The organism is Rhodoferax sp. (assembly GCF_012927445.1).
In the GTDB taxonomy this organism is placed as follows: Bacteria; Pseudomonadota; Gammaproteobacteria; order Burkholderiales; family Burkholderiaceae_C; genus Rhodoferax.
Window position 1 is genome coordinate 43,508 of sequence record NZ_JABBPD010000001.1, and the last position, 25,473, is coordinate 68,980.

19 protein-coding genes are annotated in these 25,473 nt (G+C 59.5%); 8 read left to right on the plus strand and 11 right to left on the minus strand.

The genetic code is table 11. The annotated features are described in order from the left end of the window. Positions 1-8: 8 nt before the first annotated feature. The 4 genes from HHJ17_RS00165 to HHJ17_RS00180 are packed head-to-tail and all read right to left on the minus strand — an operon-like array spanning position 9 to position 3,178. Positions 9-461, minus strand: coding sequence for a hypothetical protein (locus HHJ17_RS00165; RefSeq protein ID WP_296504564.1), 453 nt, complete (start codon positions 459-461; stop codon positions 9-11). 10 nt (positions 462-471) lie between these two features. Further along, the gene (locus tag HHJ17_RS00170; RefSeq protein ID WP_296504565.1) at positions 472-1,197 is read right to left on the minus strand and encodes a hypothetical protein; all 726 of its coding nucleotides are present in this window, start codon (positions 1,195-1,197) and stop codon (positions 472-474) included. A 47-nt stretch (positions 1,198-1,244) separates the two neighbouring features. Next, complete coding sequence (locus tag HHJ17_RS00175) at positions 1,245-2,417, minus strand: hypothetical protein (protein ID WP_296504567.1); 1,173 nt, start codon at positions 2,415-2,417, stop codon at positions 1,245-1,247. 47 nt (positions 2,418-2,464) lie between these two features. Continuing rightward, complete coding sequence (locus tag HHJ17_RS00180; protein ID WP_296504570.1) at positions 2,465-3,178, minus strand: hypothetical protein; 714 nt, start codon at positions 3,176-3,178, stop codon at positions 2,465-2,467. Between the two features lie 249 nt (positions 3,179-3,427). Here HHJ17_RS00180 and HHJ17_RS00185 point away from each other — a divergent pair, with 249 nt between their 5' ends. Then, a complete protein-coding gene (locus HHJ17_RS00185) occupies positions 3,428-4,150 on the plus strand; it encodes a hypothetical protein (RefSeq protein WP_296504572.1) in 723 nt (240 codons plus the stop codon). Positions 4,151-4,646: 496 nt separating this feature from the next. Here HHJ17_RS00185 and HHJ17_RS00190 read toward each other — a convergent pair whose 3' ends face one another. The 3 genes from HHJ17_RS00190 to HHJ17_RS00200 all read right to left on the minus strand — a co-directional run bounded on the left by HHJ17_RS00190 (position 4,647) and on the right by HHJ17_RS00200 (position 7,382). Beyond that, positions 4,647-4,940 (minus strand): hypothetical protein, encoded by a 294-nt coding sequence (locus HHJ17_RS00190; RefSeq protein ID WP_296504573.1) that lies wholly within the window; start codon positions 4,938-4,940, stop codon positions 4,647-4,649. Positions 4,941-4,969: 29 nt separating this feature from the next. Further along, positions 4,970-5,722 (minus strand): hypothetical protein, encoded by a 753-nt coding sequence (locus HHJ17_RS00195; RefSeq protein WP_296504575.1) that lies wholly within the window; start codon positions 5,720-5,722, stop codon positions 4,970-4,972. An 85-nt stretch (positions 5,723-5,807) separates the two neighbouring features. Next, complete coding sequence (locus tag HHJ17_RS00200; protein WP_296504577.1) at positions 5,808-7,382, minus strand: tyrosine-type recombinase/integrase; 1,575 nt, start codon at positions 7,380-7,382, stop codon at positions 5,808-5,810. Between the two features lie 276 nt (positions 7,383-7,658). On the opposite strand from HHJ17_RS00200, the gene mutS reads away from it, so the two are divergent. From mutS to HHJ17_RS00215, 3 genes are read left to right on the plus strand one after another with little or no spacing between them, the layout of a single operon-like run. Next, on the plus strand, positions 7,659-10,226 hold the full coding sequence (gene mutS / locus HHJ17_RS00205; RefSeq protein ID WP_296502980.1) for a DNA mismatch repair protein MutS: 2,568 nt from the start codon (positions 7,659-7,661) through the stop codon (positions 10,224-10,226). A gap of 30 nt (positions 10,227-10,256) precedes the next feature. Further along, complete coding sequence (locus tag HHJ17_RS00210) at positions 10,257-11,084, plus strand: proteasome-type protease (RefSeq protein ID WP_296504578.1); 828 nt, start codon at positions 10,257-10,259, stop codon at positions 11,082-11,084. 4 nt (positions 11,085-11,088) lie between these two features. After that, a complete protein-coding gene (locus tag HHJ17_RS00215) occupies positions 11,089-11,904 on the plus strand; it encodes an alpha/beta hydrolase (protein ID WP_296502514.1) in 816 nt (271 codons plus the stop codon). On the opposite strand, the gene HHJ17_RS00220 is transcribed toward HHJ17_RS00215, so the two are convergent. Genes HHJ17_RS00220 through HHJ17_RS00230 form a run of 3 tightly spaced genes read right to left on the minus strand, consistent with a single transcriptional unit; the run spans position 11,905 to position 15,751 of the window. Continuing rightward, entirely contained in the window at positions 11,905-13,584 is a 1,680-nt protein-coding gene (locus HHJ17_RS00220; protein WP_296504580.1) for an ATP-binding protein, read from the minus strand. Continuing rightward, a complete protein-coding gene (locus HHJ17_RS00225) occupies positions 13,581-14,876 on the minus strand; it encodes an HD-GYP domain-containing protein (RefSeq protein ID WP_296502508.1) in 1,296 nt (431 codons plus the stop codon). The genes HHJ17_RS00220 and HHJ17_RS00225 overlap by 4 nt, the downstream gene beginning before the upstream one ends. Before the next feature lie 41 nt (positions 14,877-14,917). Then, complete coding sequence (locus tag HHJ17_RS00230) at positions 14,918-15,751, minus strand: undecaprenyl-diphosphate phosphatase (protein WP_296502505.1); 834 nt, start codon at positions 15,749-15,751, stop codon at positions 14,918-14,920. Between the two features lie 253 nt (positions 15,752-16,004). Between HHJ17_RS00230 and HHJ17_RS00235 the strand changes: the two genes are divergently transcribed. Genes HHJ17_RS00235 through HHJ17_RS00250 form a run of 4 tightly spaced genes read left to right on the plus strand, consistent with a single transcriptional unit; the run spans position 16,005 to position 24,995 of the window. Then, on the plus strand, positions 16,005-17,303 hold the full coding sequence (locus HHJ17_RS00235; RefSeq protein ID WP_296504885.1) for an efflux RND transporter periplasmic adaptor subunit: 1,299 nt from the start codon (positions 16,005-16,007) through the stop codon (positions 17,301-17,303). Then, positions 17,300-20,386 carry an efflux RND transporter permease subunit gene (locus tag HHJ17_RS00240; protein ID WP_296504582.1) on the plus strand — a complete coding sequence of 1,029 codons (3,087 nt, stop codon included), beginning with the start codon at positions 17,300-17,302 and terminating at the stop codon, positions 20,384-20,386. Before HHJ17_RS00235 ends, HHJ17_RS00240 begins: the two co-directional genes overlap by 4 nt. Then, the gene (locus HHJ17_RS00245; protein ID WP_296502500.1) at positions 20,383-23,577 is read left to right on the plus strand and encodes an efflux RND transporter permease subunit; all 3,195 of its coding nucleotides are present in this window, start codon (positions 20,383-20,385) and stop codon (positions 23,575-23,577) included. The genes HHJ17_RS00240 and HHJ17_RS00245 overlap by 4 nt, the downstream gene beginning before the upstream one ends. Positions 23,578-23,594: 17 nt before the next feature. Continuing rightward, positions 23,595-24,995: an efflux transporter outer membrane subunit gene (locus HHJ17_RS00250; protein WP_296502498.1), complete on the plus strand. Its 1,401-nt coding sequence runs from the start codon at positions 23,595-23,597 to the stop codon at positions 24,993-24,995. Positions 24,996-25,027: 32 nt separating this feature from the next. On the opposite strand, the gene HHJ17_RS00255 is transcribed toward HHJ17_RS00250, so the two are convergent. Then, the gene (locus HHJ17_RS00255) at positions 25,028-25,435 is read right to left on the minus strand and encodes a hypothetical protein (RefSeq protein WP_296502495.1); all 408 of its coding nucleotides are present in this window, start codon (positions 25,433-25,435) and stop codon (positions 25,028-25,030) included. Positions 25,436-25,473: the final 38 nt, after the last annotated feature.

Consider the following 25,473-nt stretch of genomic DNA (forward strand, 5'->3'; position numbering starts at 1 on the left):
CCCAGTGCTCAGAGTCTGTTCCCGCGTGATCTTGACTCAGGGACGTTGGCTGCATTGACAGGATTTTCAGCCTCTTTTTTCGGACGACGTCTACCGACCCGTCGAGCGTCCTTGGCAATCTCCGCCCGCTCGGCCCTTGCAGCCTTCGCCATTTTGTTTTGCTCGACGCGTTCTGCCTTGATGCGTCGAATCTCCCTGCCGGTTGGCCCTATGAACCTCAGGTGAGCCTGCTGCTTTACCTGATGAGTCACATATTGCAACGTATAGACCACTTCATGCGATTCGAGATCCTCCCCATCCATCGGTATGCCCGTTCCGAGAAACATCGACAATTCTTCATGGAACCCCTCACGCAGCTCCTCCCTGCCGATTGGCGCCGCCTGCTGATCGATTCGACTCAGTCTGCGAATCATCCTCGCACGCTCGATCATGATTCCAATGATCCATCCATTTCTTTGCATGGTTTGCCCCTTAAATCCGAACGGCCAATCGTTTCGCCGGTTGGCAAGTCTTTGCCACCGCCCCAATCTCCAAGCCTTCGATGGCCGCCAAGAGTCCATCTATTTCCTTGATGGCAGTTTTGTCCATTGCTTTGAATTTGCGAAGGGCTTTTCGCGCGTCCCGCATATCCTCGCAAACTCCCATCAATGCCTCAGCGGCCATTGACGACTTCAATAACTCGGGATGCTCATTCACTGCTTGGGCGACAAGCAACGTGCACACGCCGGCGGCCAGCAAATGCGTCCAGTCATCTCCATCCCACCCGTCACGGCATCCGATCTTCACGCGATCAATCAGGATCAAGGTCGCGTTGATATCAGATCCATTCGATAGCTCGATCGCCGCCAACGCCGAGCGGATGCCGATATCGGCCTCCCAGCGATCGACGACGCAAAACGAGCCTTTCTCGAACAACGACAAGCCGCTTTCGCAGCATCCGTCCGTGCAGCCTTGATAGGCCCACACCCGCATTGCTTTGCCCCGAGTGAGATTGGCCATCTTGCGGTCGAAGGGCTCGATATCCATGGTTGTGTAGCCGCTCCAACGCAAGCTGCCGTCCTCTGCGGTGACCGGCACATCCTCCATGCCATCCCAACCTTGGCATTCGGCTTGAAAATCAAGAATGGCGGTCCGCGCAATCGCGAGATCAGCCGCCGTCCCTTCAATGCGATAGGAAAAATCAACGTAAGTGCTCATGGAAAACTCCTTTTCTTTCAATCTGTTTTGCGAATGGGTTGATGGGCTCAAAGTGACAGCGATGTCCTGTGGCTTGGTGCGGCTGAGGGCTGGATCGACGCTTGAAGGGCTTCCCACTCCATTTCGCACAGAATCTGCGTAACGGCCTTTTCCGCCACTGCCGAGATCGGCCCAAGCTGCGAATGGAAATCCTTCGAAGCCAAGCTCGATACAAGTGTCATTCGCGGCACGGGCTCACTGGAAAAGTTGAGAACCACGGAGGCGATGCCTGCTGCCAGTTCATTTTCTTCGCCTGCCGAAAGGCCCACATTGGCATAAGACAGATTGGCGGCGAGCTGCACAAGGAAATACTGCTCCCAGTCAATCAATTCGGCCACGTCATTAAATCTGCCAAGGCGATTGAAAATCGGGGACGAGAATGAGAGGCGGTTCATGGACAAACATGACATCAGCAACAAGTGACATTCCATGAATTCCAAGCCTTTTTCCACCGTCGCAGGCAAGGCATCCAGCTCATCCAAGCAGGCGTCCAGACCCAACGCATCGCTGTCCGCCACGCACCGGGCGGCATGCCGCACCCAATAGGCCCGCTTTTGAAAGAGTTTTGATGTTGATCCAGGAACTGGCGTCTGTTCAGCGAAAGTTCGGGCGACGGTTTGACTTGCCAATGGATAGCCATAGGCGAATTGACCCAAGCCGTAGTCTTCCGAGCGAGCCTGAGCCTTGAACAATCCGCGAGCCAATGCGGCGATGATCTGAACAAGTATCTGACTAGCCCGGAGATTAGGATCGGACTCGAAGCTCATCAAGACTGGCATGATGGCCTCTTCGACTTCCGAATAGAGCCCGGCTTCGTGCCATCGCTGCGATAGCACTTCCAAACAACCAAAGGACTTCGCCCTCAATGCAAGTTGAAGGAGCGTCATTTCCCCCGCCTCTGGTTTCCCATCGAACTTGAACGTGCAAGGCTTGCCAAAAATCGGCCGCTTCTTTTCGCTCAGCAAACGGCCCATGAGAGGAGCGTTGTCGGTTTGGATCGCCGCCAACGCTTTGCTAACCCAATCCGCGTCCTTTCGGTTCACCGATGGGCTGACTTGGACCCGCATCACTTGAGTATTCACTTGCTCGCCGCCTTGGGTTGAGACTCCGTTTTCGATCGCTTTCATATCACTGTCCTTGATAAAATATTTTTTGACCATGCAGCGGCGGAACCCGGTCAAACGGGCTCTTCCAACTGCGTTGAGAGAGGGGGTTGGCTAGACGATGTTCAGAGCCGCACCGCCTTTGGCAGGCAAGCCTGGCCGGTCGGTGGGGTCAAGCCATCTTTCAATTTGTTGGCTTCAAGCTTTGCAAAAAGTCCATTTGCACGCTGTAATTCCTTGCGAAAGTCTCCGTCAGCTTCTTCACGATTGATGTAGCTGGATGCGATTGGGCCTTGAAGCTTCATGAGCCGTTTCCAGATGGATTCATCCGCCGCCAAAGTCGGGTGGCGATCCAATGCCCCCAGAAGCATCTCCGCAAGCACGACAGGCAAGCGACCTGGACGATCGCACGCATCTTCAAGAATTTTCAGCAGGACCAAGGCTACATTCACATTGGCAGATTTCTCCAACTCAATCGCAGCCATGGCGGGCTCGTAGCCCACGTCGGCGTTCCATATGCCAGCCTGGCGTTGGTGGCCTTTTCCCATGAAGTAAACATTGCTGCCGATGTAGGTGCCGTTGTCCTCCTCGTGATAGACCCAAATCTTTGCGTCGTTGCGGCGGGTCAATTCCGCGAGTGAGTCGTCCAACTCCATCAGGAGCGAGCGACAATTGAAAGCCCAACTAAATGACCCATCGCTGTTCTCGCAGAACTCATGGCCGCCCCCTGCCATGCTGTCGTCGTATTCGTCATCGAAATATTCGTTCATCGTCTGGATAACTTTTTCTAAAACGGATTGCGAACCTTCCAGGCGATATTCGTGATTTAAGTAGCTCATCACCGACTCCTTTGCTTGTTGATTTCGACCTCATCGCGTCCTGACGAATCCCGATTTTGGGCTCGTTTCTGTGTTTAAAACCGTCGGTTTCTCAGGACCGCGCCATGCCGGGTCAAACCGCGCCAAACACCATCGGCGAAGATGCATTGCCGTGTTTTCGGAAGCAGTGACCCCAAATGCAGGCCGCTAAAATCTCACAAAATGCACGGCGATCGGCGATCGTCCCACCCTACGGAAGGAGACGAATCAATGGCAATTTCAAAAGCACCATCAGCAGAGCCAAAGATCCGCGTGAAGCCTGGAGAGGCGAAGGAACCACGCGGACCGCGCTACAAGAAGGCACCCAAACCTTTGTCAAACGAGCAGCTCGCTCTTCTCGACGAGTGCACCCAGCTCAGCGTCAGTGCTCAAAAACGAAAGCTGCTCACACCTCAACAAGTTGGCGCTTTTGTCGACCGCGAGCCGAAGACTCTTGAGGAAGACCGAGCGAAGCAACGCAACGCGATAGCTGCCGGGACTCAAATCGATCTGACCAGCCCCACATGGATTCCATACGCACCACCAGCCTCAGGAGAGAAGGAAGTCAAATACTTCTTGCACGACGTATTGCAATACATCGACAGGGTGTATTCAAAGGTCGACCGCAGCTTTTTGAAGAGAGTCCAGGCAGGAAACGTGGCGATGCGCGGCTTCCAAAGTTGGCTGGCCTACGGCTCGCCAGCGGACCTGTGGACGTTTTGCATCCAACCGGATGGCCGCCCGTTGAGCCTGGCCGAAGCCATAGCAACCGACCGCCTCACTGACGACACGCAGCGCCTAACAATTGGCGAGTTCTCCGAGCGAATCCGACATGCCGCCTCAAATTCATTCAGCCAACATGAAAAGGCAGAAGTTGGCAAAGGGACGGGCAAGCCCAAAGAGGCCACTAAAGACCGCAAAGACCGATGGACGAAGCCGAGCGGCCCCATCTAACCTGAGGCTGTAATCGTCGCCTACAACCTCTTGCGGCCAGCCGCATAGGCGATTTTCGACTCATCTTTCTGATGGACATACTGAAATCATGCGCCGGCGCATGATTTCAGTTGCCCGGCTTTGAAGCATGGACTCGGCAAATCATGCGCCGGCGCATAGGTCAGTTGACCGGCTTTGAAGCGAGGACTCATGCAAATCATGCGCCGGCGCATAGGCCGGTTGACCGGCTTTGAAGCATGGACTCAGCAAATCATGCGCCGGCGCATAGGCCAGTTGACCGGCTTTGAAGCATGGACACACCAAATCATGCGCCGGCGCATAGGTCTGTCCCGGTCATGAATACTCCAGCGACTGACTACGGGTTCACGGCCTCACTATCTCGGCACATTGGCCATTTTTGAAGATTCCGTGTGCGAAGCTTTGGCGGTGAGTCAGGCACATGCGGGGAGGCGAACGTCCCCCGCCGACTTAGCTCAATCGCAACTCGCTTTAACCCTCAGACCTGCCCCTTCCGGACGGCGGCCTCCATCGATGAGCTGACCTTGTTCCGCTCATGCCATCTGAGCAGATCAGACTTCATGTAAAGGCATTTTTGATTTGTTCCGCGAGCGCCTTTGGAACAGTCCTGCGAATAGGCTGGCCCGGTCCCCTTTGCCCTCATGCGCTCCATTGATGTCACCGATGCGCAAAGAAAGATCGCGGCCAGGTCAGTTGTGAGCAGCGTGGTTTCCGGCAGGCGATGAAGCTTGTCGAGAACATCGAGCTTGGCCATGATGTCTTGGGTTGCCATCGACATATTTCTTTCGACGCTCTGTCGCCTCAATTGCCCACCTTGCGGCCATCACGCTCAACGGCAGGCTTGGTCACCATGGAAATTTCCGTGCCCTCCATGGCTGCCTTCACGGCTCTGCTCTCGTCTTTGAGCAAGGCAAGCCACGGCTTCGACCATTTTTTGTGCGCGGCCAAGTCGTTCCATCGACTTGATGCAGCCTCGGCTGACGTCATCATCACCAAGCGAATTTTCTTTTCAACCAGCGCCTTGAATCGCTCTTCGCGATTGTCGGCAACCAAGTCCCATGCTGCTCCAAGTAATATTTGGCGACCCCGATCGGATCGTTTTTCGAGCTCCGCGAAGAATGGAATGCGCATCGTGACCCAACCTGCCAAGCCTGCTCCGACCGCCGCCGCAAAGGAGTCGGAAACCGTGTTTTTCAATTGGAATTCGCGCAAGACGCCCAACTTGTATTGCACGGGCTGGTTTTGCCCAACCGCGCCCTTGTCAAAAACTTTGATCATGGGCGGCCCACCCGCAGCTTCGCTGCCCTTGGCTTTATTCAGAGGTGAGCGCAATTCGCCGAGCTTTGCTTCCGACATTCCAAGGTATAAAGCGGCCAACTCTGAATCGAGCGTGGTGTCATCATGAAGGGCCGCGATCGTGGACCGGCGAATCGCATCAGCGATTTTTTCCTCAATCGACTTGGTCACACGACCGCCCGTTTTAGCCTTTTTTGCAGGGGCATTGGCAGGCGCAGCGACACCGCCACTCTTGGTATTCGATTTGGCTATCGCCATGCTCATCCCCCTTATTGTTTGCCCATGGGCTATTTGATGGAGCATTCTATAGATGCCATGGCATCTATAGGCCGGGAATTCATCCTCACTTCGGCTTTCGCGTCGAGGCCTTGGACGCAACAACTGGCACGAGGACATCTTCAGTCTCTTGCATCCTTGGCAAAGATTTTGGACGTAGCGCGTTGTAAACGGATGGCGCTCGCGACAGTATCAGCTCTTCGACACGCTGCATACGATCGACCATGTCGATCCACTCGGGCTGCGTGTAGCGCCCGACGGATTCTTTCCCCGATATGGCATGACCAAGCAATCGCTTCGTCTGCCTATCCGAAAACCCCAGCTTTTCACAAGCCGCGCCAAAAGTGCGACGAAGGTCGTGGCCGCGAACAATTTCTATGCCCGCCCGTTCTTTAACCGTCTTCATGGCTTGCGTTGGATCGGAAAGGTAAGGCTTTTTTGACAAGGGGGAGCTCGTTGGAAAGACCCAAGCCTCGTCAGCTAATTGGCTCGAGCGACGCAGTTTAAGAAGTTCCAATGCGCATGGCCCGATAGCAAATTCGTGATCTCCACGATTTTTCCCATCGCCGACATACCCGACCGAGGTTTTCATGTCGATCCAGCGGCCATAAACCGCCTCAGAGTCGCTTATGCGATCGCGCCACTGAAAGGTCGCCGACTCGCCGCGGCGAAGCCCCCAGAGCAGGGTGAGCAGAATGAAATCGGCCGACACCGAGTTTTCCTTGCGATATTTCCATGCTTCCCTGACATAAGGACCGACTGCGGTTTCAAAAGACATAGGGTTGCGGATACCTTTTGCTGCGTAGGCGCGCTCAAGCTGCTTGCCACTGCGATAAATCTTTTTCGTCTGAAGAATGGTGAAAGGGTTGTAGGTCAGTGAGGGCGGTCGGCCCTCGGAAAAAGCATTGTGATATTCCGTTTCAATTGCATTTTTTACTGCGGCGGCCGCCCAACGCCCCATCGCCTCCGCCGCAGTTCGGTGCCCATTTTTGACGGCATGGAGGTTAAACCGCTCCATCACTTCTTTGGCGGTGATCAGCCTCACTTTGCGGTCTTCCCAGTCCTGAAATTTATTTCGAGCCTTCTCCAACGAATCTTCGGAGTTCGGTTTGATGGGCGTGTCTCTGGCTTTTAAGTCCGTTATGTAGTCATCCCACACCTGTCGAAAAGTGAGTTCGGCTGCGTCGACCTTGTCCGCGATGCCTTTTGGATTCGCTCCATGCTTCTTGGCCAGCTGAGCGAGACCCCACGCTTGATCTCGCGCTTCGGTCAATGGAATGGGTTTTTGGGAGCCTTTTTTGCCAGCCGCCAACCCCACCGGAATCTTCAATTTCTTGTCATTGACTCGCTTGTCCACCAGAAAAACGGCGGCCGTTCGTCCCACTCGCAATGCGAATCCTGGCGGCGCATCTTTGTGCTCGTCATAGACCAGATAATTAGCGCCATGAAATGGAATGTATTTTTTCCCGGGATTCTCGGCTCCAGGCGTTTGATCGAACTTGTCCGTGCTGTCGGCCTCTGGGTCGTAGCAGGGGTTGGGCGCACGCGGACAAACCGCCTCGCCCTTGTCGCAATACCGATCGGTCCCGACCATTTCGCGAAACAACTCAAACACGGTCTCTGACTTCAATGCCAACTTCATCACTACTCCCAGGTTGGATGCCTCTTGCGAGGACAGCACCCCAAACGCCGCCAAATTCTGCCGACCGGGGTTCCATGCCGCCAAATTTGACCCAATTATGGCGCTCTTTCAATTTTTGGCGGCAATTTGGCGGCAATTTTGGAGCGTCGATGGCGTTTGACAGTTGTCGCCAGAGGGCGATAGAGCCCGTTAGACACATGGAGGTTTCCATTGGCAAATAAGGAAAAAACAGCGCCCGTCGAGTGGAAGAATCCTGATTTTTCAGAACATACCCCAATGATGGCCCAGTATCTCGGCCTCAAAGCCGACTACCCCGACACCCTGCTGCTGTACCGCATGGGCGACTTTTACGAGCTGTTTTTTGCCGATGCCGAGAAAGCAGCCCGGCTGCTCAACATCACGTTAACCCAGCGCGGCCAGTCGGCCGGGCAGCCGGTGGTGATGGCGGGTGTCCCGTTTCACTCGATCGACACTTACCTGGCCCGGCTCATCAAACTCGGTGAATCGGTCGCCATTTGCGAGCAAATCGGTGAACCCACGGGCAAAGGGCCGGTGGAGCGCAAAGTGGTGCGCGTGGTCACGCCCGGCACCCTGACCGACATGGAGTTGCTGAGCGACAAGACCGAATCGCTCTTGCTGGCCGTGCACCAGGGGCCGCGCAACCGCTGCGGCCTGGCCTGGTTGAGCGTGACGCAGGGCGAAGTGCAGCTGGCCGAATGCAGCCCCGACGAGGTGACGGAATGGGTGGCGCGCATCAGCCCTGGTGAACTTCTGTTCAGTGCGGGTGCCACGCCGGCGTTTGAGGCCCGCTTGCGCAACGTGCAAGCACCAAGGGCGATGTCAATCACTGTGCGGCCCGACTGGCAGTTTGACCCCGCTTTAGGCGAGCGCAAACTGCTCACCCAGCTGCAGGCCGCCAGCCTGACCTCTTGGCACGCGCAAGACCTGCCGCAGGCCCACGCCGCCGCCGCCGCGCTGCTGGGTTACGCCGAACATACGCAAGGCCGGGCGCTGACCCATGTGCACAGCGTGCGGGTGCAGCGCAACGACGAGCTGATTGACCTGCCGCAAACCACCCGGCGCAACCTGGAACTGACACAAACCCTGCGCGGCGAAGACAAGCCGACGCTGTTTTCACTGCTGGACACCTGCATGACCGGCATGGGCAGCCGCCTGCTGAAAAACTGGCTGCTGGCACCCCGACGCGATCGCGGCGAGGCGCAGCAGCGGCTGAACGCCATCGCCGCCCTGCAAAGTGGCCCGTGGCTCAAACTGCGCGAGCAACTCAAGGGCAGCACCGACGTGGAACGCATCACGGCCCGCATCGCGCTGCGCCAGGCGCGTCCGCGTGAACTCGTTGCCTTGCAGCTGACGCTACAAAAAACAGAGCTACTTGCGCCCGTTCTACGGGGGCTAGAGCTCTATTTGAATCAAATTTCCGGCCATTTGCAGCCACCCCAGGGCTGTGCCGCCCTGCTGGCCCGTGCCATTGATGCCGAGCCCGCCGTGCTGGTGCGTGATGGCGGCGTGATTGCCACCGGCTTTGACCCGGAGCTGGACGAGCTGCGCGCCATTCAAACCAACTGCGACTCTTTTCTGCTCGACCTGGAAACACGCGAAAAAGCGCGCACCGGCATTGCCAACCTGCGCGTGCAGTTCAACAAGGTGCACGGTTTTTTCATCGAGGTCACGCAGGGCCAGGTCGACAAAGTGCCGGACGACTACCGTCGCCGCCAGACCCTGAAAAATGCCGAGCGCTTCATCACACCAGAGCTCAAAGCGTTTGAAGACAAGGCCCTGAGCGCGCAGGAGCGCGCGCTGGCGCGTGAAAAATGGCTGTACGAGCAGGTGCTGGACCAGTTGCAGGTGTTTGTGCCAGCACTGTCCCAAGTGGCGCGGGCCCTGGCCACGCTGGACGCGCTGTGCGCCTTGACCGAACGCGCCCTGACGCTGGACTGGTGTGCGCCGCAATTTACCAAAGAGCCCTGCCTGGACATCACCCAAGGCCGCCACCCGGTGGTGCAAGCGCGGCTGGCGGAAACCAGCTCCGGCGCCTTCATCGCCAACGACACGCGCATGGGGCCGAAGCAGCGCATGCAGATCATCACCGGCCCCAACATGGGCGGTAAATCGACCTACATGCGGCAAATCGCCGTCATCGTGCTGCTGGCCAGCATGGGCTCTTATGTGCCGGCCAGTGCCTGCCGCCTCGGGCCGATCGACGCCATCCACACCCGCATCGGTGCTGCCGACGACCTGGCCAACGCCCAGTCCACCTTCATGCTGGAAATGCTGGAAGGCGCGCAAATTCTGCACGCCGCCACGCCCAACTCGCTGGTGCTGATGGACGAAATTGGCCGCGGCACCAGCACCTTTGACGGCCTGGCCTTGGCCTCGGCCATTGCCACCCAGCTGCACGACAAGACGCAGGCCTACACCCTGTTTGCCACGCACTACTTTGAGCTGACCGAATTCCCAGCCCAACACCACGCCGCCGTCAACGTGCATGTGAGCGCGGTCGAATCGGGCCGCGACATCGTGTTTTTGCATGAGATTCAGCCCGGCCCGGCCAGCAAGAGCTACGGCATTCAAGTCGCCCGCCTGGCCGGCATGCCCGCCGCCGTGGTGAACCAGGCCCGCCACACGCTGGAAGCGCTGGAAGCCAAAGCCACGGAAACCCAGGCGCAGGTGGACCTGTTTGCGGCACCGCCCGCTACAGAAAGTATAGCTACCAGCGCCGTAGAGACGGCGCTAGCAGGCATAAATCCTGATACATTGAGCCCACGCGAAGCGCTCGATGCGCTGTACAGCCTCAAAAAACTGATCCCTCTGGTACAGAACTGAAAATCTATCCCAAGCACCCCAGGACTTCCAATGACTTATTGCGTCGCCATCAAACTGAACGCCGGACTGGTGTTCCTTTCCGACTCCCGCACCAACGCCGGGCTGGACCAGATCAGCACCTTTCGCAAGATGATCGTCTACGAGCGGCCCGACGATCGCTTCATGGTGCTGCTGTCGGCCGGCAACCTCAGCATCTCGCAGTCGGTGCGCGAGATTCTGCAAATTGAGCAACTCAAGGAGCACCCGGACAGTGAGCCGGTCACCATCTGGAATGCCAAAAGCATGTTTGACGCGGCCCGCGTGCTGGGCTCGGCCATTCGCCGGGTGTACGAGCGCGATGCGGCGTCGCTTAAACAGGCGGGCGTTGATTTCAATGTCTCGCTGATTTTTGGTGGGCAAATCAAGGGCGAAGGCATGCGCCTGTTTCAGGTCTACTCGGCCGGCAACTTCATCGAAGCGACGCCCGAGACACCTTACTTTCAGGCTGGCGAATCCAAATATGGCAAGCCGGTGCTGGACCGCGTCATCACGCCCGACACGCCGCTGGACGAGGCCGCCAAGTGCGCGCTGGTGTCCATGGACTCGACACTCAAATCCAATTTATCCGTCGGTTTGCCCCTTGACATGGTGGTCTATGAAGCCAACCAGTTCCAGACCGACAAAGTAGTGTGCATCGACGAGAACAACCCCTATTTCAGAATGCTGCGCGGCAGCTGGGGGCAAAAATTGCGCGAAATGTTTGACAGCATTGAAGACCCGATGTGGCACGGCGAGCAAACCGACGTGCCGCTGCTGATGCAATCGGGCCGTAACCGCCCCCTGAAAAAAATCACCACCCCGCAGGAAAAGCTGATCTAAACCCATGTCCCTTATCGTCTTCTCCCACGCCAACAGTTTCGCGGCCAGTACCTATGGCGTTTTGTTCAACAGTCTGAAAGAACGCGGGTTCACGGTCAAGGCCATCGAAAAATTCGGCCATGACAGCCAATACCCGGTCACCAACAACTGGCCTCATCTGGTGCAGCAACTGATCGATTTCACGCGGGAGGAAGTTGCAAAAGCGGGCAAGCCCGCCTTTCTGATCGGCCACTCCTTCGGCGGCTTTGTCAGCCTGATGGCGGCAGCGCGTGCGCCCGAGCTGACGCGAGGCGTGGTACTGCTGGACTCGCCTATTTTGGGCGGCTGGCGCGCCGCCACGCTGGGGGTCATCAAACGCACGCAGCTGGTGGGCTCCATTTCCCCGGGCGCCATCAGCAGCCGGCGGCGCAACAACTGGCCCAGCCAGCAGGCCGCACTGGAACACTTTAAGACCAAGAAAGCTTTTGCCAAGTGGGCGCCGCAGGTGCTGCAGGATTACATCGCGCACGGCACCCATGACGAGGGCCACGGGGACGAGAAAAAGCGGGTCTTGAACTTTGACCGTGCGGTGGAAACGGCCATCTACAACACGCTGCCGCACAACCTGGACGCCCTGCTCAAACGCCACCCGATCAAATGTCCGGTCGCGTTTCTGGGCGGTACGCACTCGGTGGAAATGCGGCAAGTGGGCATGGCGATGACCGAAAAAGTCACGAAAGGCCGCATCATGATGCTGGACGGCAGCCACCTCTTTCCCATGGAAAAACCCATGGCGACCGCCGCCGCCCTTGAAGCCACGCTGCTCAACCTGGGCGGCTGATTACAACGCCGATTCGATCCTGGTGACGGGAGATTTTTTGAGCAGAATCACCTTGAAGGTGGTCCCCTGCCCCAACTCGCTCTTGACCTCAATGCGGCCATCGTGCTTTTGCACAATGCTGTACGACAGGGACAACCCCAGCCCAGTGCCCTGGCCCACCGGTTTGGTGGTGAAAAACGGCTCAAAAATCCGGGCCAGATTCTCGGGCTTGATGCCCTTGCCGGTGTCTTGCACCTCTACCCACACACAATCGTCGTCATGCCCGGTGCGAATGGTAATGGTGCCGCGCTCTTCAATGGCGTGCGAGGCATTGACCAACAGGTTCATGAACACCTGGTTGAGCTGGAAGGGAAAGCACTCAATGTGCGGAATGCCGGCAAACTCCTTAACCACCTCGGCCTTGAACTTGAGCTCATTCCAGACCACGCGCAAGGTACTTTCCAGCCCGGCCTCCAGGTCGGCCCACTGCCGCTCTGATTCGTCGACATGGGAGAAATCCTTCAAGTCCTGCACGATGCGCGTCACGCGCTTGAGTCCGTCCAGCGACTCGACCAGCAGGTTGGCGACGTCTTCGCGCAAAAACTCAACATCAATGTCCGACTTGATCTGCCTGATCTCTTGCGCCACAGCCCCGGGTAGGGCACCCTCGGCCTGTTCGTAAGTCGACAGCAGCCGGAGCATATCGGTGACATAGCGCTGCAAGGAGCCCAGGTTGGAATTGACAAACCCCACCGGGTTGTTGATTTCGTGCGCCACACCGGCCGCCAATTGGCCAATGGACGCCATGCGTTCCGATTGCAGCAACTGGTTCTGCGCCTCTTCCAGTCTCTTGATCAAACCAGCTTGCCGCTCCTTCTCTTGCAGCAGCGTCTCATTGGCGGCATTCAAGTCAGCCGTTCGGGCACGCACCCTTTCTTCCAGCATGTCACGCGACTCGCGCAAGGCCTCTTCGGCCCGCGTGCGTTGCGTGATGTCCTGAAAGCCAAACACGCGGCCAATGATCTGCTCACCCAGATGCTGCGGACGCGAGCTGACCTCGAACATGCGTCCGTCCTGGTGGTGTAGCAGATCCTGTGTTTCGCCGTTGTCCACGATCGCGCCCAGCCGGGCGTGAAGCAACTCAAACTCAATCACCCGCCCCGCGACGAAATCGAGAATGCGCGCATCGTCATGCGAGTTCAACAGCTCATCCGGAATCTCCCACATCTTGCTGAACAGGCGGTTCATGCTGTCGATCCTGCCCTGCCAGCCGATGACCAGAATGCCATTGCTGGTGGACTCCAGCGTGGCACGCAACTGCGACAAGGAATGGGCCAGCGCGTCCTCGGCCTTACGCTCACGCTGCGTCTGCACCGCCTGCACCAGCAGCACAGGCACGCCTTCATGCTCAAGCAGTTGAACGGACTTGCTAACCGTCAGCAGTTCGCCGTCGGCGCAGCGATACTGCCCTTCCTGGTTCTGCACTTCGAGATACTGTCCCGTTCGCACGTCTTCCCAATAAAACACATCCTGCAGCGCACTTTCAACCTCGGTGATGGCCAAACGCTGCAGTTGCTCGAGCGAGTAGCCCAACGTCTTGACCACCGGCGCATTGGCCATCATGATCTGCAGCGAGGCCGGGTTGACCAGCAGCAGCATATCGGGGCTGTGGTCCAGCATGAGTCTGGCCAGATCATTCATGGCTTGCCCGCGTCCGGCCGTGCAGAAGCCGCATCAAAGTAGTAGCTAACCCGTTTGCGCGGACTGAGGTAGTTGTAAACCTCGCGCGGCACTTGGGCCGGCCGGATGGCCTTGGCAATGTTGACATCGGTTTCCCGCTCCATGTCCAGCAGGATGGCTTCTTCCTTGGGCACATCGGCGTCGTACACCACCAGCGTGGGCTTCATGGGACGCGCCGTGTTGACGGTCGCCACCATACCGATGGCGCCATTGGAGAGCTGTACGATCGTGCCCGGCGGATACACCCCCAGACAGCGAATAAAAACCTGCAGGACTTTGGGGTCGAACTTGCCGCGCAACTTGGCAAACATGAGAGACAACGCTTCATGCGGCGTCAGGGCGTCGGCCATCGCGTTCGGGTTGCACAACTCGTCGTAGTAATTGGCAATACTCACAATGCGCGACAGCAGGCTGATTGTTTCGCCTTGGAGCTTGGCCGGATAACCGCTGCCATCGAACAACTCGTGGTGCTCCCGGATAATGGCGAGCGCGGCCGGTGCCAAACGCAGGCGTTGACCTATATCCACCCCATATTGACAGTGCATTTCATAGAAGTTGCGCTCGACCTGCGTCAGCGCGTCGGTTTTGCGCAAAATCTTGTCGGGCACTTCCTTGCGCCCGATATCGTGCAGCAGCGCCCCGATACCCAGCACGCCCACCACCTCGACCGGCAGTTTGAGGTCCCGTGCCATCATCATCGACAGCATGGTGACGTTAAGCGTATGAAAGTACAGCTCCTCGCCCCCCATCTTGTCGCCCATCACATGAATCACGAGCTCCGGGGCACTCAGCATCGATTCGGCGATCTGCCCAATGAGTTTCGTCACCTGCTGCACGGTTTCGACCGGCCTGCTGTACAGGTTTTTCTCGAAGTCGCGAATGGTGTTGGCGGTGTTGATGAACGCCTTTTCAATGCGCTCTGCATCCTTGCGGCGCAGCTGCATCTGCGCCATCATGGCCCGCTTGGCGAGCATGACGGGTGACAACTCTGATTCAGTATTGGCAGCCAGCACCGCCGCAGCGCTGGGCTCGGGCGTTGGCGGCGCCGCCACCTGGGGCGGCGGACTGCCCTCACTCAACTCCGGGCTGAAGCGAACCGTCTTCAGACCCAGGCTGCGAATGATCCTGATCTGCTCCTCCGACTTGATCTTGAAATGGCTGAACGCAAAGGGATGTTCAAACCACTTCAAATCGATGTGAACGTGCAGCCCAATTTGGAGCTGGTCCGGCGAAATATAGTGGTTTTCCGGCATTTTGGCTCAACGCCTCCTAAAAGAAGTATCTCAAGTCCGACTTACGCGGCCCAGATCACCTGGCCGCTCCAGGCCGTGGCCAGCACCACCACGCCAAAGACGATGCGGTAATACGCAAACCCGACAAAGCTGTGGGTGGCAATATAGCGGAGCAGCCAGCGGATGCACAACCAGGCGCTGAGGAAAGAAAACACCAGCCCCACACCAAACAGCGGTACATCGGCCATCGACAACAGTGCCCGCTCCTTGAACAGGCTGTAGGCGCCTGCGCCAATCAGGGTAGGAATCGCCAGGTAGAAAGAGAAATCAGTCGCTGCCTTGCGCGACAGCCCCAGCAACATGCCGCCAATGATGGTGGCACCACTGCGGCTGGTGCCCGGAATCATGGCCAGGCATTGCGCCAGGCCGACCTTCAGGGCGTCCATTGGCGTCATCGACTCGACGTCGTGAATGCGCGCCACTGACGGGTTTTTTTGCTGGCGCCGCTCGGCCCACAAAATGATGAAACCACCAATGATGAAGGTGCTGGCCACGACCACTGGGGTAAAAAGATGCGCCTTGATGGCTTTGCCAAACAGCAGACCCAGAATGACGGCGGGTACAAAGGCAATGAACACATTCAGGGCAAAGCGCTGCGCCTGTTTCTCCGATGGCAAGGCCACCAGCGTGTCGCGAATTTTTTGCCAATACACCAGAATCACGGCAAAGATGGCGCCAGTCTGGATCGCGATGTCAAACACTTTGGCCTTGTCGTCATCAAAGCCCAGCAGGGCCCCGGCCAGGATCAGGTGACCGGTTGAAGAAATGGGCAAGAACTCCGTCAGTCCCTCAACAATGCCCATGATGGCGGCTTTGATCAGCAATGCAGTATCCAAGAGTATTCCTTTAAAAACAGCTGATTATCAATGCTGACGCGAGAGGCAACGGCATCGACTCCAGCACAATAGTGACTGAATGTTCAGCCCGCAAACCACGCCCCACCGGCGAATTCAGCCAGTCAGCGCGGGATTTACTTTAATTTACGTCCGCCACATGCGACACCTGTACCCGGCGACGTACATTGGCACACCATCGACTGGTGACAATATGGACAAAGAACCGGGACCAACCGGCATAAATAGGAAAATGATGGATCCGCAAATCGAAACCACCTCGCACGGATCACCGTCTAAACCGCATCGGCGGCCAAGTCGCCGCACCTCCCTCATTGGCAGTGGGGTTGCACTGATTCTCCTGGGTGGACTGGGCTGGCTGGCCTGGAGCTTGACCCATCCTGATGCCGCTTCCGGCGCCGCGAATTCGCGCGGGGGCCGCGCCCCCATCACAACCACCGTGGGTGTTGCGACAGCCGAACGGGCTGATATCCCCGTGGTACTGGATGCGCTTGGTACGGTGATCCCAGCGGCCACCGTGACCGTGCGACCCCAAGTCTCCGGCGTTTTAAAGCAGGTGCTGTTTCGTGAAGGGCAAATGGTACGGGCCGGCCAGTTGCTGGCAACCATCGATCCGCGTCAATTTGAAATGTCGCTGATGCAGGCGTCCGGTCAGCGCCAACGTGACGAAGCCCAACTGGACAGCGCCAAGGTCACTCTGCAGCGCTTTCGTACCTTGCTGGAGCAAGACTCGATTGCGCGTCAGGAAGTGGATACGCAGGCCGCATTGGTCAAGCAACTGGAAGGCACCGTGGTTGGCGACCGGGCGGCGGAAGGCACGGCGCGTCTGAATCTGGGCTACAGCCGCATCGTGGCGCCCATTGGGGGTCGCGTCGGCTTGCGGGTGGTGGACGTCGGCAACGTCGTCGGTGCCAATGATGTCAACGGCATTGTCGTGATTACCCAGGTGTCCCCGATCGACGTTCTGTTTGCCGTCCCGCAGGACCAATTGCCCGAAGTGCAGGCGCGCGTCAACGAAGGCGCCGTATTGCCGGTGACGGCGCTTGACCGCACGCGGACCAACACGCTGGACACAGGCCGCTTCTCAACGCTCGACAACCAGGTTGATACCCAGACCGGTACGGTGCGTGCCAAGGCGCGGTTCGACAATACGAAGTTCGCCTTGTTCCCCAATCAGTTCGTTAATGTGCGGCTGTTGCTGCGCACGATCCAGGGCGGCGTGATGGTGCCCGTGACGGCACTGCGTCACGGTAGCAAAGGCGACTTTGTGTATGTGCTCAATACCGCTGAGCGGACGGTGGCGTTGCGGCCAGTCACCCGCGGCCAGGCGACGGTTGACAAGATCGAAATCACTTCTGGTTTGCAAATCGGCGAAAAAGTCATCACCGAAGGTGCCGACCGACTCAATGATGGTGCCAAAGTAACGCTCGCCGGCGACAAGCCGGCTGGCGCAGCCGGTGCTGGCGGCAAGCGGAAAGGCAAGCCCGGTGCAAGCCCAACTGCGCCGGCTTCGGCTGCTTCAGCGGCGTCATGAGTCCATCCCGCCCGTTCATCCTGCGGCCGGTTGCCACCGCCCTGCTGATGGTGGCGATCGTGCTCGCCGGCATCGTCGGCTTCAAGTTCTTGCCACTGTCGGCGCTGCCGCAAGTCGACTTCCCCACCATCCAGGTGCAGACCCTCTATCCGGGCGCCAGTCCGGAGGTCATGGGTCAGACTGTCACCGCGCCGCTGGAACGCCAGTTTGGCCAGATGTCCGGCCTGCAGCGCATGAGCTCCACCAGTGCGGCCGGGGTGTCGCTCATCACCTTGCAGTTCGGTCTGGGGCAAACGCTCGATGTCGCGGAACAAGAAGTGCAAGCCGCCATCAACGCCGGCGGCTCCCTGCTGCCGGCCGATCTGCCAGCGCCTCCGGTGTACGCCAAAATCAATCCGGCCGATGCGCCGGTTTTGACCCTGGCCGTCACCTCCGACACCGTGCCGCTGACGGAAGTCCAAAACATCGTCAACACGCGGCTGGCCTTGAAGATCAGCCAGGTTTCCGGCGTCGGGCTGGTATCGCTGTCGGGTGGTCAACGGCCGGCCGTGCGGATTCAGGCCGACACCCAGGCGCTGGCGTCTTATGGCCTCGGGCTCGACACGCTGCGGACGGCCATCACCGCAGCCAACGCCAACAGCGCCAAAGGCAGTTTCGATGGGCCAACCCGCGCCTACACCATCAACGCCAACGATCAACTGCTGGCAGCGGTCGACTACAAGAGCCTGATCGTGGCCTTTAAGAATGGCGCGCCCGTGCGGCTGTCGGAGGTAGCACAAGTCGTTGACAGCGCGGAGAACGTCAAGCTGGGCGCCTGGGCGGGGTTGAAGCCGGCCATCATCCTGAACGTGCAGCGCCAGCCCGGCGCGAACGTGATCGCCACCGTCGATGCCATCAAGGCGCGTCTGCCCGAACTGCAGGCCGGGTTGCCCGCCGCCCTGAAGATCGAGGTGCTAAGCGACCGCACCACCGGCATTCGGGCCTCGGTCGAGCAAGTGGAAATCGAACTCGCGCTGGCTGTCTTGATGGTGGTGCTCGTCATTTTTGCCTTCCTGGGCAACCTGCGCGCTACCTTCATCGCCAGCGTGGCCGTGCCCATCTCGCTGATAGGGACTTGTGGTGCGATGTACCTCTTGGGCTACAGCCTGAACAACCTGACCCTGATGGCCCTGACGATTGCCACCGGCTTCGTCGTCGATGATGCGATCGTGATGATCGAAAACATCTCGCGCTATATCGAAGAAGGCGAGCCGCCGATGGAGGCCGCCTTTAAAGGTGCGGCACAGATCGGCTTCACGATCATCTCGCTGACCGCCTCGCTGATTGCGGTGCTGATCCCGCTGGTCTTCATGAGCGACGTGGTGGGCCGCCTGTTTCGGGAATTTGCCATCACGCTGGCCATCACGATCCTGATCTCGGCGGTGGTCTCGCTCACCCTGGTCCCGATGATGTCGGCGCGCTGGCTAAAGCGCCACGATCCGAAGGAGAGCGAAAAAGAGAACAAACCGGCGGGCAAACTGCAGCAATTTTTCTCCAGCGTGATGGTCCGTTATGACCATTCGCTGACCTGGGTGCTGGAGCACCAAACCGCTACCTTGCTGGTGGCGCTGGCCACGTTTGTGCTGACGGTCTTGCTCTATGTGGTGATTCCCAAAGGCTTGTTTCCAACGCAAGACACCGGCCAGCTGCAAGCACGCATCGAGACCGCGCAATCGGTCTCCTATGCCCGCATGGCGCAGTTGCAGCAAGCCGCCGCCAAGGCCATCCTCGAAGACCCCGACGTCGCCACGCTCAGTTCGCTGATTGGTGTCGATGCGGCTAACAACACGATGCTGCACACCGGTCGCATGCTGATCAATCTGAAGCCGGTGCGCAGTGGCACGCAACAGCAGACCATGGACCGGCTGCGCCAGCGCGTTGGCCAGGTGGCCGGCGTCACCATTTATTTGCAGCCGACCCAGGATCTGACCATTGATGCCGAAACCGGACCAACGCAGTACCGGGTGTCGCTGGAAGGTTCCGACAACGCCATCGTGGTGCAATGGGCGACCAAGTTGTCGCAGCGCTTGCAGGGTGTCGTGCAGGTGCGCAATGTCGTCTCCGACGCCACTGCCACCGGGGTCGCCGTGTTTGTCGACATTGACCGCGACAGCGCCTCGCGGCTCGGCATCAGCGCGGCGGCGATTGACGATGCGCTGTACAGTGCCTTTGGCCAGCGCATCGTGTCCACCATCTTTACCGAGACCAACCAGTACCGGGTGATTCTTGAAGCGCAGCAAAACCTGTTAACCACGCCGGAGTCGCTCGGCCAGTTGCAACTGCGCACCAGCTCCGGCAAAGCCACGCCACTGTCGGCCATAGCCACCATCACGGAGCGGCCGGCGCCACTGCAGATCACGCACGTCGCCCAGTACCCGGCCACCACCATGGGCTTCGACACGGCCCCCGGGGTTTCGCTCGGGGCGTCGGTTGATGCGATCCGCCAGGCGGCGCTCGACATTGGCTTGCCAGGCAGTGTGACGATGACGTTCCTGGGTGCGGCCGGTGCCTACCAATCGTCACTGAGCAGCCAGTTGTGGCTGATTCTGGCGGCGGTCATCTGCGTCTACATCGTGCTGGGCGTGCTGTACGAAAGCTACATCCATCCACTGACCATCCTGTCGACGCTGCCGTCGGCCGGGGTTGGCGCATTGCTGGCCCTCATGATCAGCGGCCAGGATCTGGGCGTGATCGGCATCATTGGCATCATCCTGCTGATCGGCATTGTGAAGAAGAATGCCATCATGATGATCGACTTCGCGATTGACGCCGAACGCAACGAGGGCAAGTCGCCGCGCGAGGCCATTCACCAGGCGGCCATGCTGCGTTTTCGTCCGATCCTGATGACGACACTGGCCGCCTTGTTCGCTGCCGTGCCGCTGATGCTCGGGTCGGGGGAAGGCGCCGAGTTGCGCCATCCGCTGGGGCTGGCCATTTTTGGCGGTCTCATCGTCAGCCAGCTGCTGACGCTCTTTACCACGCCGGTCATTTACCTGGGCTTTGACCGGCTGGCGCAGCGCTGGTCCGCCCGGAGCGCTTCGTGAATCTGTCCGAGCCGTTTGTTCGGCGACCGGTCGCCACCGTCCTGCTGACCATCGGCCTGGCGCTCACCGGCATTGGCGCTTTTTTTGTGCTGCCGGTGTCGCCACTGCCGCAGGTGGATTACCCCACCATCTCGGTCAGTGCGTCGCTGCCGGGCGCCAGCCCCGAGACCATGGCGACCAGCGTCGCCACCCCACTGGAACGGCGCTTGGGGGTGATTGCCGGCGTCAATGAAATGACCTCGTCGAGCGGCAATGGCTCGACCCGCATCAGTTTGCAGTTCGACCTCAATCGCAAGATCGATGCAGCGGCGCGCGAAGTGCAAGCCGCCATCAACGCCTCGCGGGCCGACCTGCCCGCCACCTTGCGCAGCAACCCGACGTACCGCAAGGCGAATCCGTCCGATGCGCCGATCGTGATTCTTGCGCTGACCTCCAAGACCCGCTCCCCCGGCCAGGTGTACGACGCAGTCTCCAACCTGGTGCAGCAAAAACTGGCTCAGGTGCCGGGCGTCGGCGACGTTGAACTTGGCGGCGGTTCCTTGCCGGCGGTGCGGGTTGAACTGTTGCCCTTCGCGCTGAACCGCTACGGCGTCAGCATGGAAGATGTGCGGGCCGCGATTCAGGCCAGTTCGGCCAACCGGCCCAAAGGCGCGATTGAGGGCGATGAACGCCGACTGCAGATTTATTCGCAGGCCAGCACCGCCACCGGCGGTCGCACCGCCGCCGACTACCGGGGGCTGGTGGTGGCCTGGCGCAACAACGCCGCCATCCGACTGTCGGACGTCGCCGAGGTGCTGGACGGCGTCGAGAACGCCAACACGCTCGGTCTGTTCAATGGCGTGCCCGCTGTCATTGTGCTGGTGACGCGCCAGCCCGGCGCCAATGTGATCGAGGTAGTGGACGGCATCCGTGCGCTACTGCCAGAGCTCCAGGCGCAATTGCCGCAGGACGTGCAGTTGCAGGTGGCCTCCGACAGCACCAACTCGATCCGTTCCTCGCTGCGTGAGATCGAAGTCACGCTGTTGATCTCGATCGTACTGGTGGTGCTGGTGGTCAGTGCCTTCCTGCGCAGCGCACGCGCCACCATCATTCCCGCTGTGGCGACCGTGGTCTCGCTGCTGGGCACTTTTGGCGTCATGTACCTGCTCGGATTCAGCCTGAATAATTTGAGCCTGATGGCGCTCACAGTGGCCACCGGTTTTGTGGTCGACGATGCCATTGTGGTGCTGGAAAACACCAGCCGCCATATTGAAAACGGCATGGACCGGATGCAGGCCGCCTTGCTCGGCGCGCGCGAAGTGGGCTTTACTGTGTTGTCCATCAGTCTCTCGCTGGTGGCCGTGTTCATCCCGCTCCTGTTCATGGGCGGACAAGTGGGCCGGCTGTTCCGCGAGTTCGCGGTCACGCTGTCGGCGGCGGTGCTGATCTCGCTGGTCATCTCGCTGACCACCACACCGATGATGTGCGCCTGGTTGCTCAAACCGAAATCAGATGACCGTCCGCCCGGCCGGCTGGCGCGCGCCTTTGAGCGCGGTTTTACCCGCCTACACCGCGGCTACGAGGTCAGCCTGGACTGGGCCATTGGCAGTGCGAAGCTGGTGATGCTGATTCTGGTGGCGGTGATCGGCCTGAATGTTTACCTCTTTAGCGCAGCGCCAAAAGGATTCTTCCCCCAGCAAGACACCGGGCAAATCCGTGGCGGCATGCGGGCCGATCAAAGCATTTCTTTTCAAGCGATGCAGGGCAAGTTGCGGGAGTTGGTGGACATCATCAAGCGTGACCCGGCGGTGGCCACCGTGGTCGGCTTCACGGGCGGCTCGCGCGCTGGTGGCGGCTTTATGTTCGTCAATCTGAAGCCGGCGAACGAGCGCACCGACGCCGGTCAGGCGGTGATTGCCCGCTTGCGGCCCCAATTGGCAAAGGTCACCGGCGTGCGCCTGTTTCTCAGTCCGGTGCAAGACGTGCGCATGGGCGGACGCCAAGCCAATTCGACCTACCAATACACGCTGAAGAGCGACAACCTCAATGATTTGCGCCTGTGGGCTACCAAGCTGGCCGATGCGATGAAGGGGCAAGCGGCACTGATCGATGTCGATACCGACCAGGAAGAAAACGGCGTCGAAACCTTCGTGAATATCGACCGCGACAGCGCGGCCAAGCTGGGGTTGACGGCGCGCGATGTGGACAACGCGCTGTACAACGGTTTTGGCCAACGCCAAGTGGCCACCCTGTACGGTGAACTCAACCAGTACCACGTCGTCATGGAAGTGGCACCGCGCTTTGCCCGCAGTCCCGAGGCACTGAAAGATGTCTATGTACCGGCGAAAGCCAGCACCTCCGGCACCAGCATCAACCCGGCTTTGCGTGACCCCTCCAGCGGACAAGCCTTGAGCGCCGCACCCAGCCGCATGGTGCCCTTGTCCGCTTTTGCCAGCTTTTCCGAAAGTTCGGCGGCCACTTCCATCAGCCACCAGGATGCCGAGCTGGCCACCACCGTCTCTTTCAATCTGGCCGAAGGCAGCACCTTGAGCGAGGGTCAGGAGGCGGTGCGCCAGGCGGAGGCCGACATCGGCATGCCCAATAACGTGCGCGGCAGCTTTCAGGGAACCGCACGCAGCGCGCAGGAATCGCAAGACCAGCAGCCGCTGCTGATTGCGGCAGCACTGGTCGTGATCTACATCGTGCTGGGTATCCTGTATGAAAGTCTGGTGCACCCGATCACCGTCATCTCAACACTGCCATCGGCCGGCGTGGGGGCGGTGCTGGCGCTGTTGCTGTTCAACATGGAGTTTTCAATCATTGCATTGATTGGCGTCTTTCTGCTGCTCGGCATCGTCAAGAAGAATGCCATTTTGATCATTGACTTCGCGCTGGAAGCGGAGCGCTCGCGCGGATTGTCGGCCGTGGAGGCGGTGCGCGAAGCCTGCCTGCTGCGCTTCCGCCCGATCCTGATGACCACCCTGGCGGCGGCACTCGGCGCCTTGCCGCTGGCCATTGGATTTGGGGAAGGCGCCGAACTGCGGCGGCCCCTCGGGGTTGCCATCATTGGTGGCCTGCTCGTGAGCCAGGTGCTGACCTTGCTGACCACCCCAGTGGTCTATATTTTGCTCGACAAGCTGCGTCATCGCAGTCCGGCCGAGCGCCAACTCAGCCGTACCCACGGCGACTTGCCCGCTGACGCGACGCCATGACCACAACGAGAACCTCCATGCGCCCATCCCAGTCCCCGTTCTTTAAACGTCACATTCTGGCCATGGCGGCCTTCTCATTGCTGGCGAGCGGTTGCGCCGTCGGCCCCGACTATCAGCGCCCGTCGGCGGTTACGCCAGCGGCCTACAAAGAAGCCAACAACTGGGTGCCAGCAGCGCCCGCCGATGCACTGGAGCGGGGGCCCTGGTGGACGTTGTTCAACGATCCGGTCCTCAATGAGTTGGCCTCCGGCATTGAGGTCTCCAACCAGAATATTGCCGTCGCCAGCGCCAACTACGCCCAGGCCCGCGCACTGGTCCGGGAGCAGCGTGCTGCCCTGTTTCCGGTGATTACCTTGAACGGCGGCGCGACCAAGTCGGGTGGTGGCGCCAGCAGCTCGCGCACGGGCAACACCTACCAGGCCAACATCGGCGGCAGTTGGGAGCCCGATGTGTGGGGCCGGCTGAGCCGTGGTGTGGACAGCGCCAGCGCCAGCTCTCAGGCCAGCGCCGCTGATCTGGCTTCGGCCCGACTGTCTGCGCAGGGCGAGCTGGCGACCAACTACTTCTCCATCCGCCAGACCGATGCCCAGCAAGCGCTGCTGGCGAGCACCATTGCCGGCTACCAGCGCACGCTGCAGATCACGCAGAATCGCTACGCGGCCGGCATTGCAGCCAAAACCGACGTGCTGCAGGCACAGACGCAACTGGCCAACGCACAGGCCGAAGCGTTGGGGCTGTCTCGGCAACGGGCACAACTCGAACATGCGATTGCGGTACTGCTGGGCCGGGCCCCGGCAGATTTCACCTTGGCCTCAATCCAGTGGACAGCTTCGGTGCCGGAGGTGCCGCTCGGCGTGCCATCGACACTGCTGGAACGGCGGCCCGACATTGCGGCCGCCGAGCGCCGGGTGGCGGTGGCAAATGAACAGATTGGGATTGCACAGTCTGCCTTCTACCCCAGCGTGAACTTGAATGCGTCTTACGGCTTCAGCGCCAGCGCCGTGTCGGACCTGTTCAGTGCCTCCAACAGCCTGTGGTCACTCGGCTTGTCGGCGGCGCAAGTGCTATTCAATGCGGGCGCCACGCGCGAACGGGTCAGCGGGGCGCAGGCGGCGCATGACGCTGCCGTCGCCCGCTATCGGCAAACCGTGCTGACGGCATTTCAGAATGTTGAAGACCAGCTGGCGGCAACGCGCGTACTGGTACAACAGCAGGCGCTGCGTGGTCAAGCCTCGCAGGCGGCCGACGAGGCAGAAACACAAATGCTGAATCGCTACCGCGAAGGCCAGGTGAGCTACACCGAAGTGGTTACCGCACAAGCCAGCGCTTTGAGCGCCCGTCGGGCGCTGGTGCAAGTGCAAGCCGACCGGCAAACCACCGCCGTCGCCCTTATCCAGTCACTCGGGGGTGGCTGGTAAGGCTGTTATGTTGCACGGCTAGCCGATGGCGGTCAGTCCCGGTCGTGGCCGCCGTGGCCGTGGCCTGAGCGGCCACCTTCAAAACGATCCCCGTCAAAGCGGTCGCCGTCATGCCGGCCACGCCCGTGGCGCCAGCCACCGCCATAGCCTGGATATTGCCAGCCCGCCTGAACGTACTGGGGTGGGGCCACAAACACGGGCTGTGGTTGCACATAGACCACGCGTCGCGGTGCCCGGTACACCGGTTGGTAGACCTGTTGGTACACCGGCTCCTGATAATAGATGGGCTGTGCATTGGTCACGCCCACTTGCACACCGGGTGAGGACACGCCCACCGACCAGTTCACGTTTTGGGCCTGAGCGGCACCGGTCATTCCCAAAGCAGCAAGGGCCACACTGGCAGCTGCAACGAGGGAAGACACTGAACGGTTGATCTTCATAAGAATTCTCCTGGAAAGAAAAGCACACAGAGCAAACA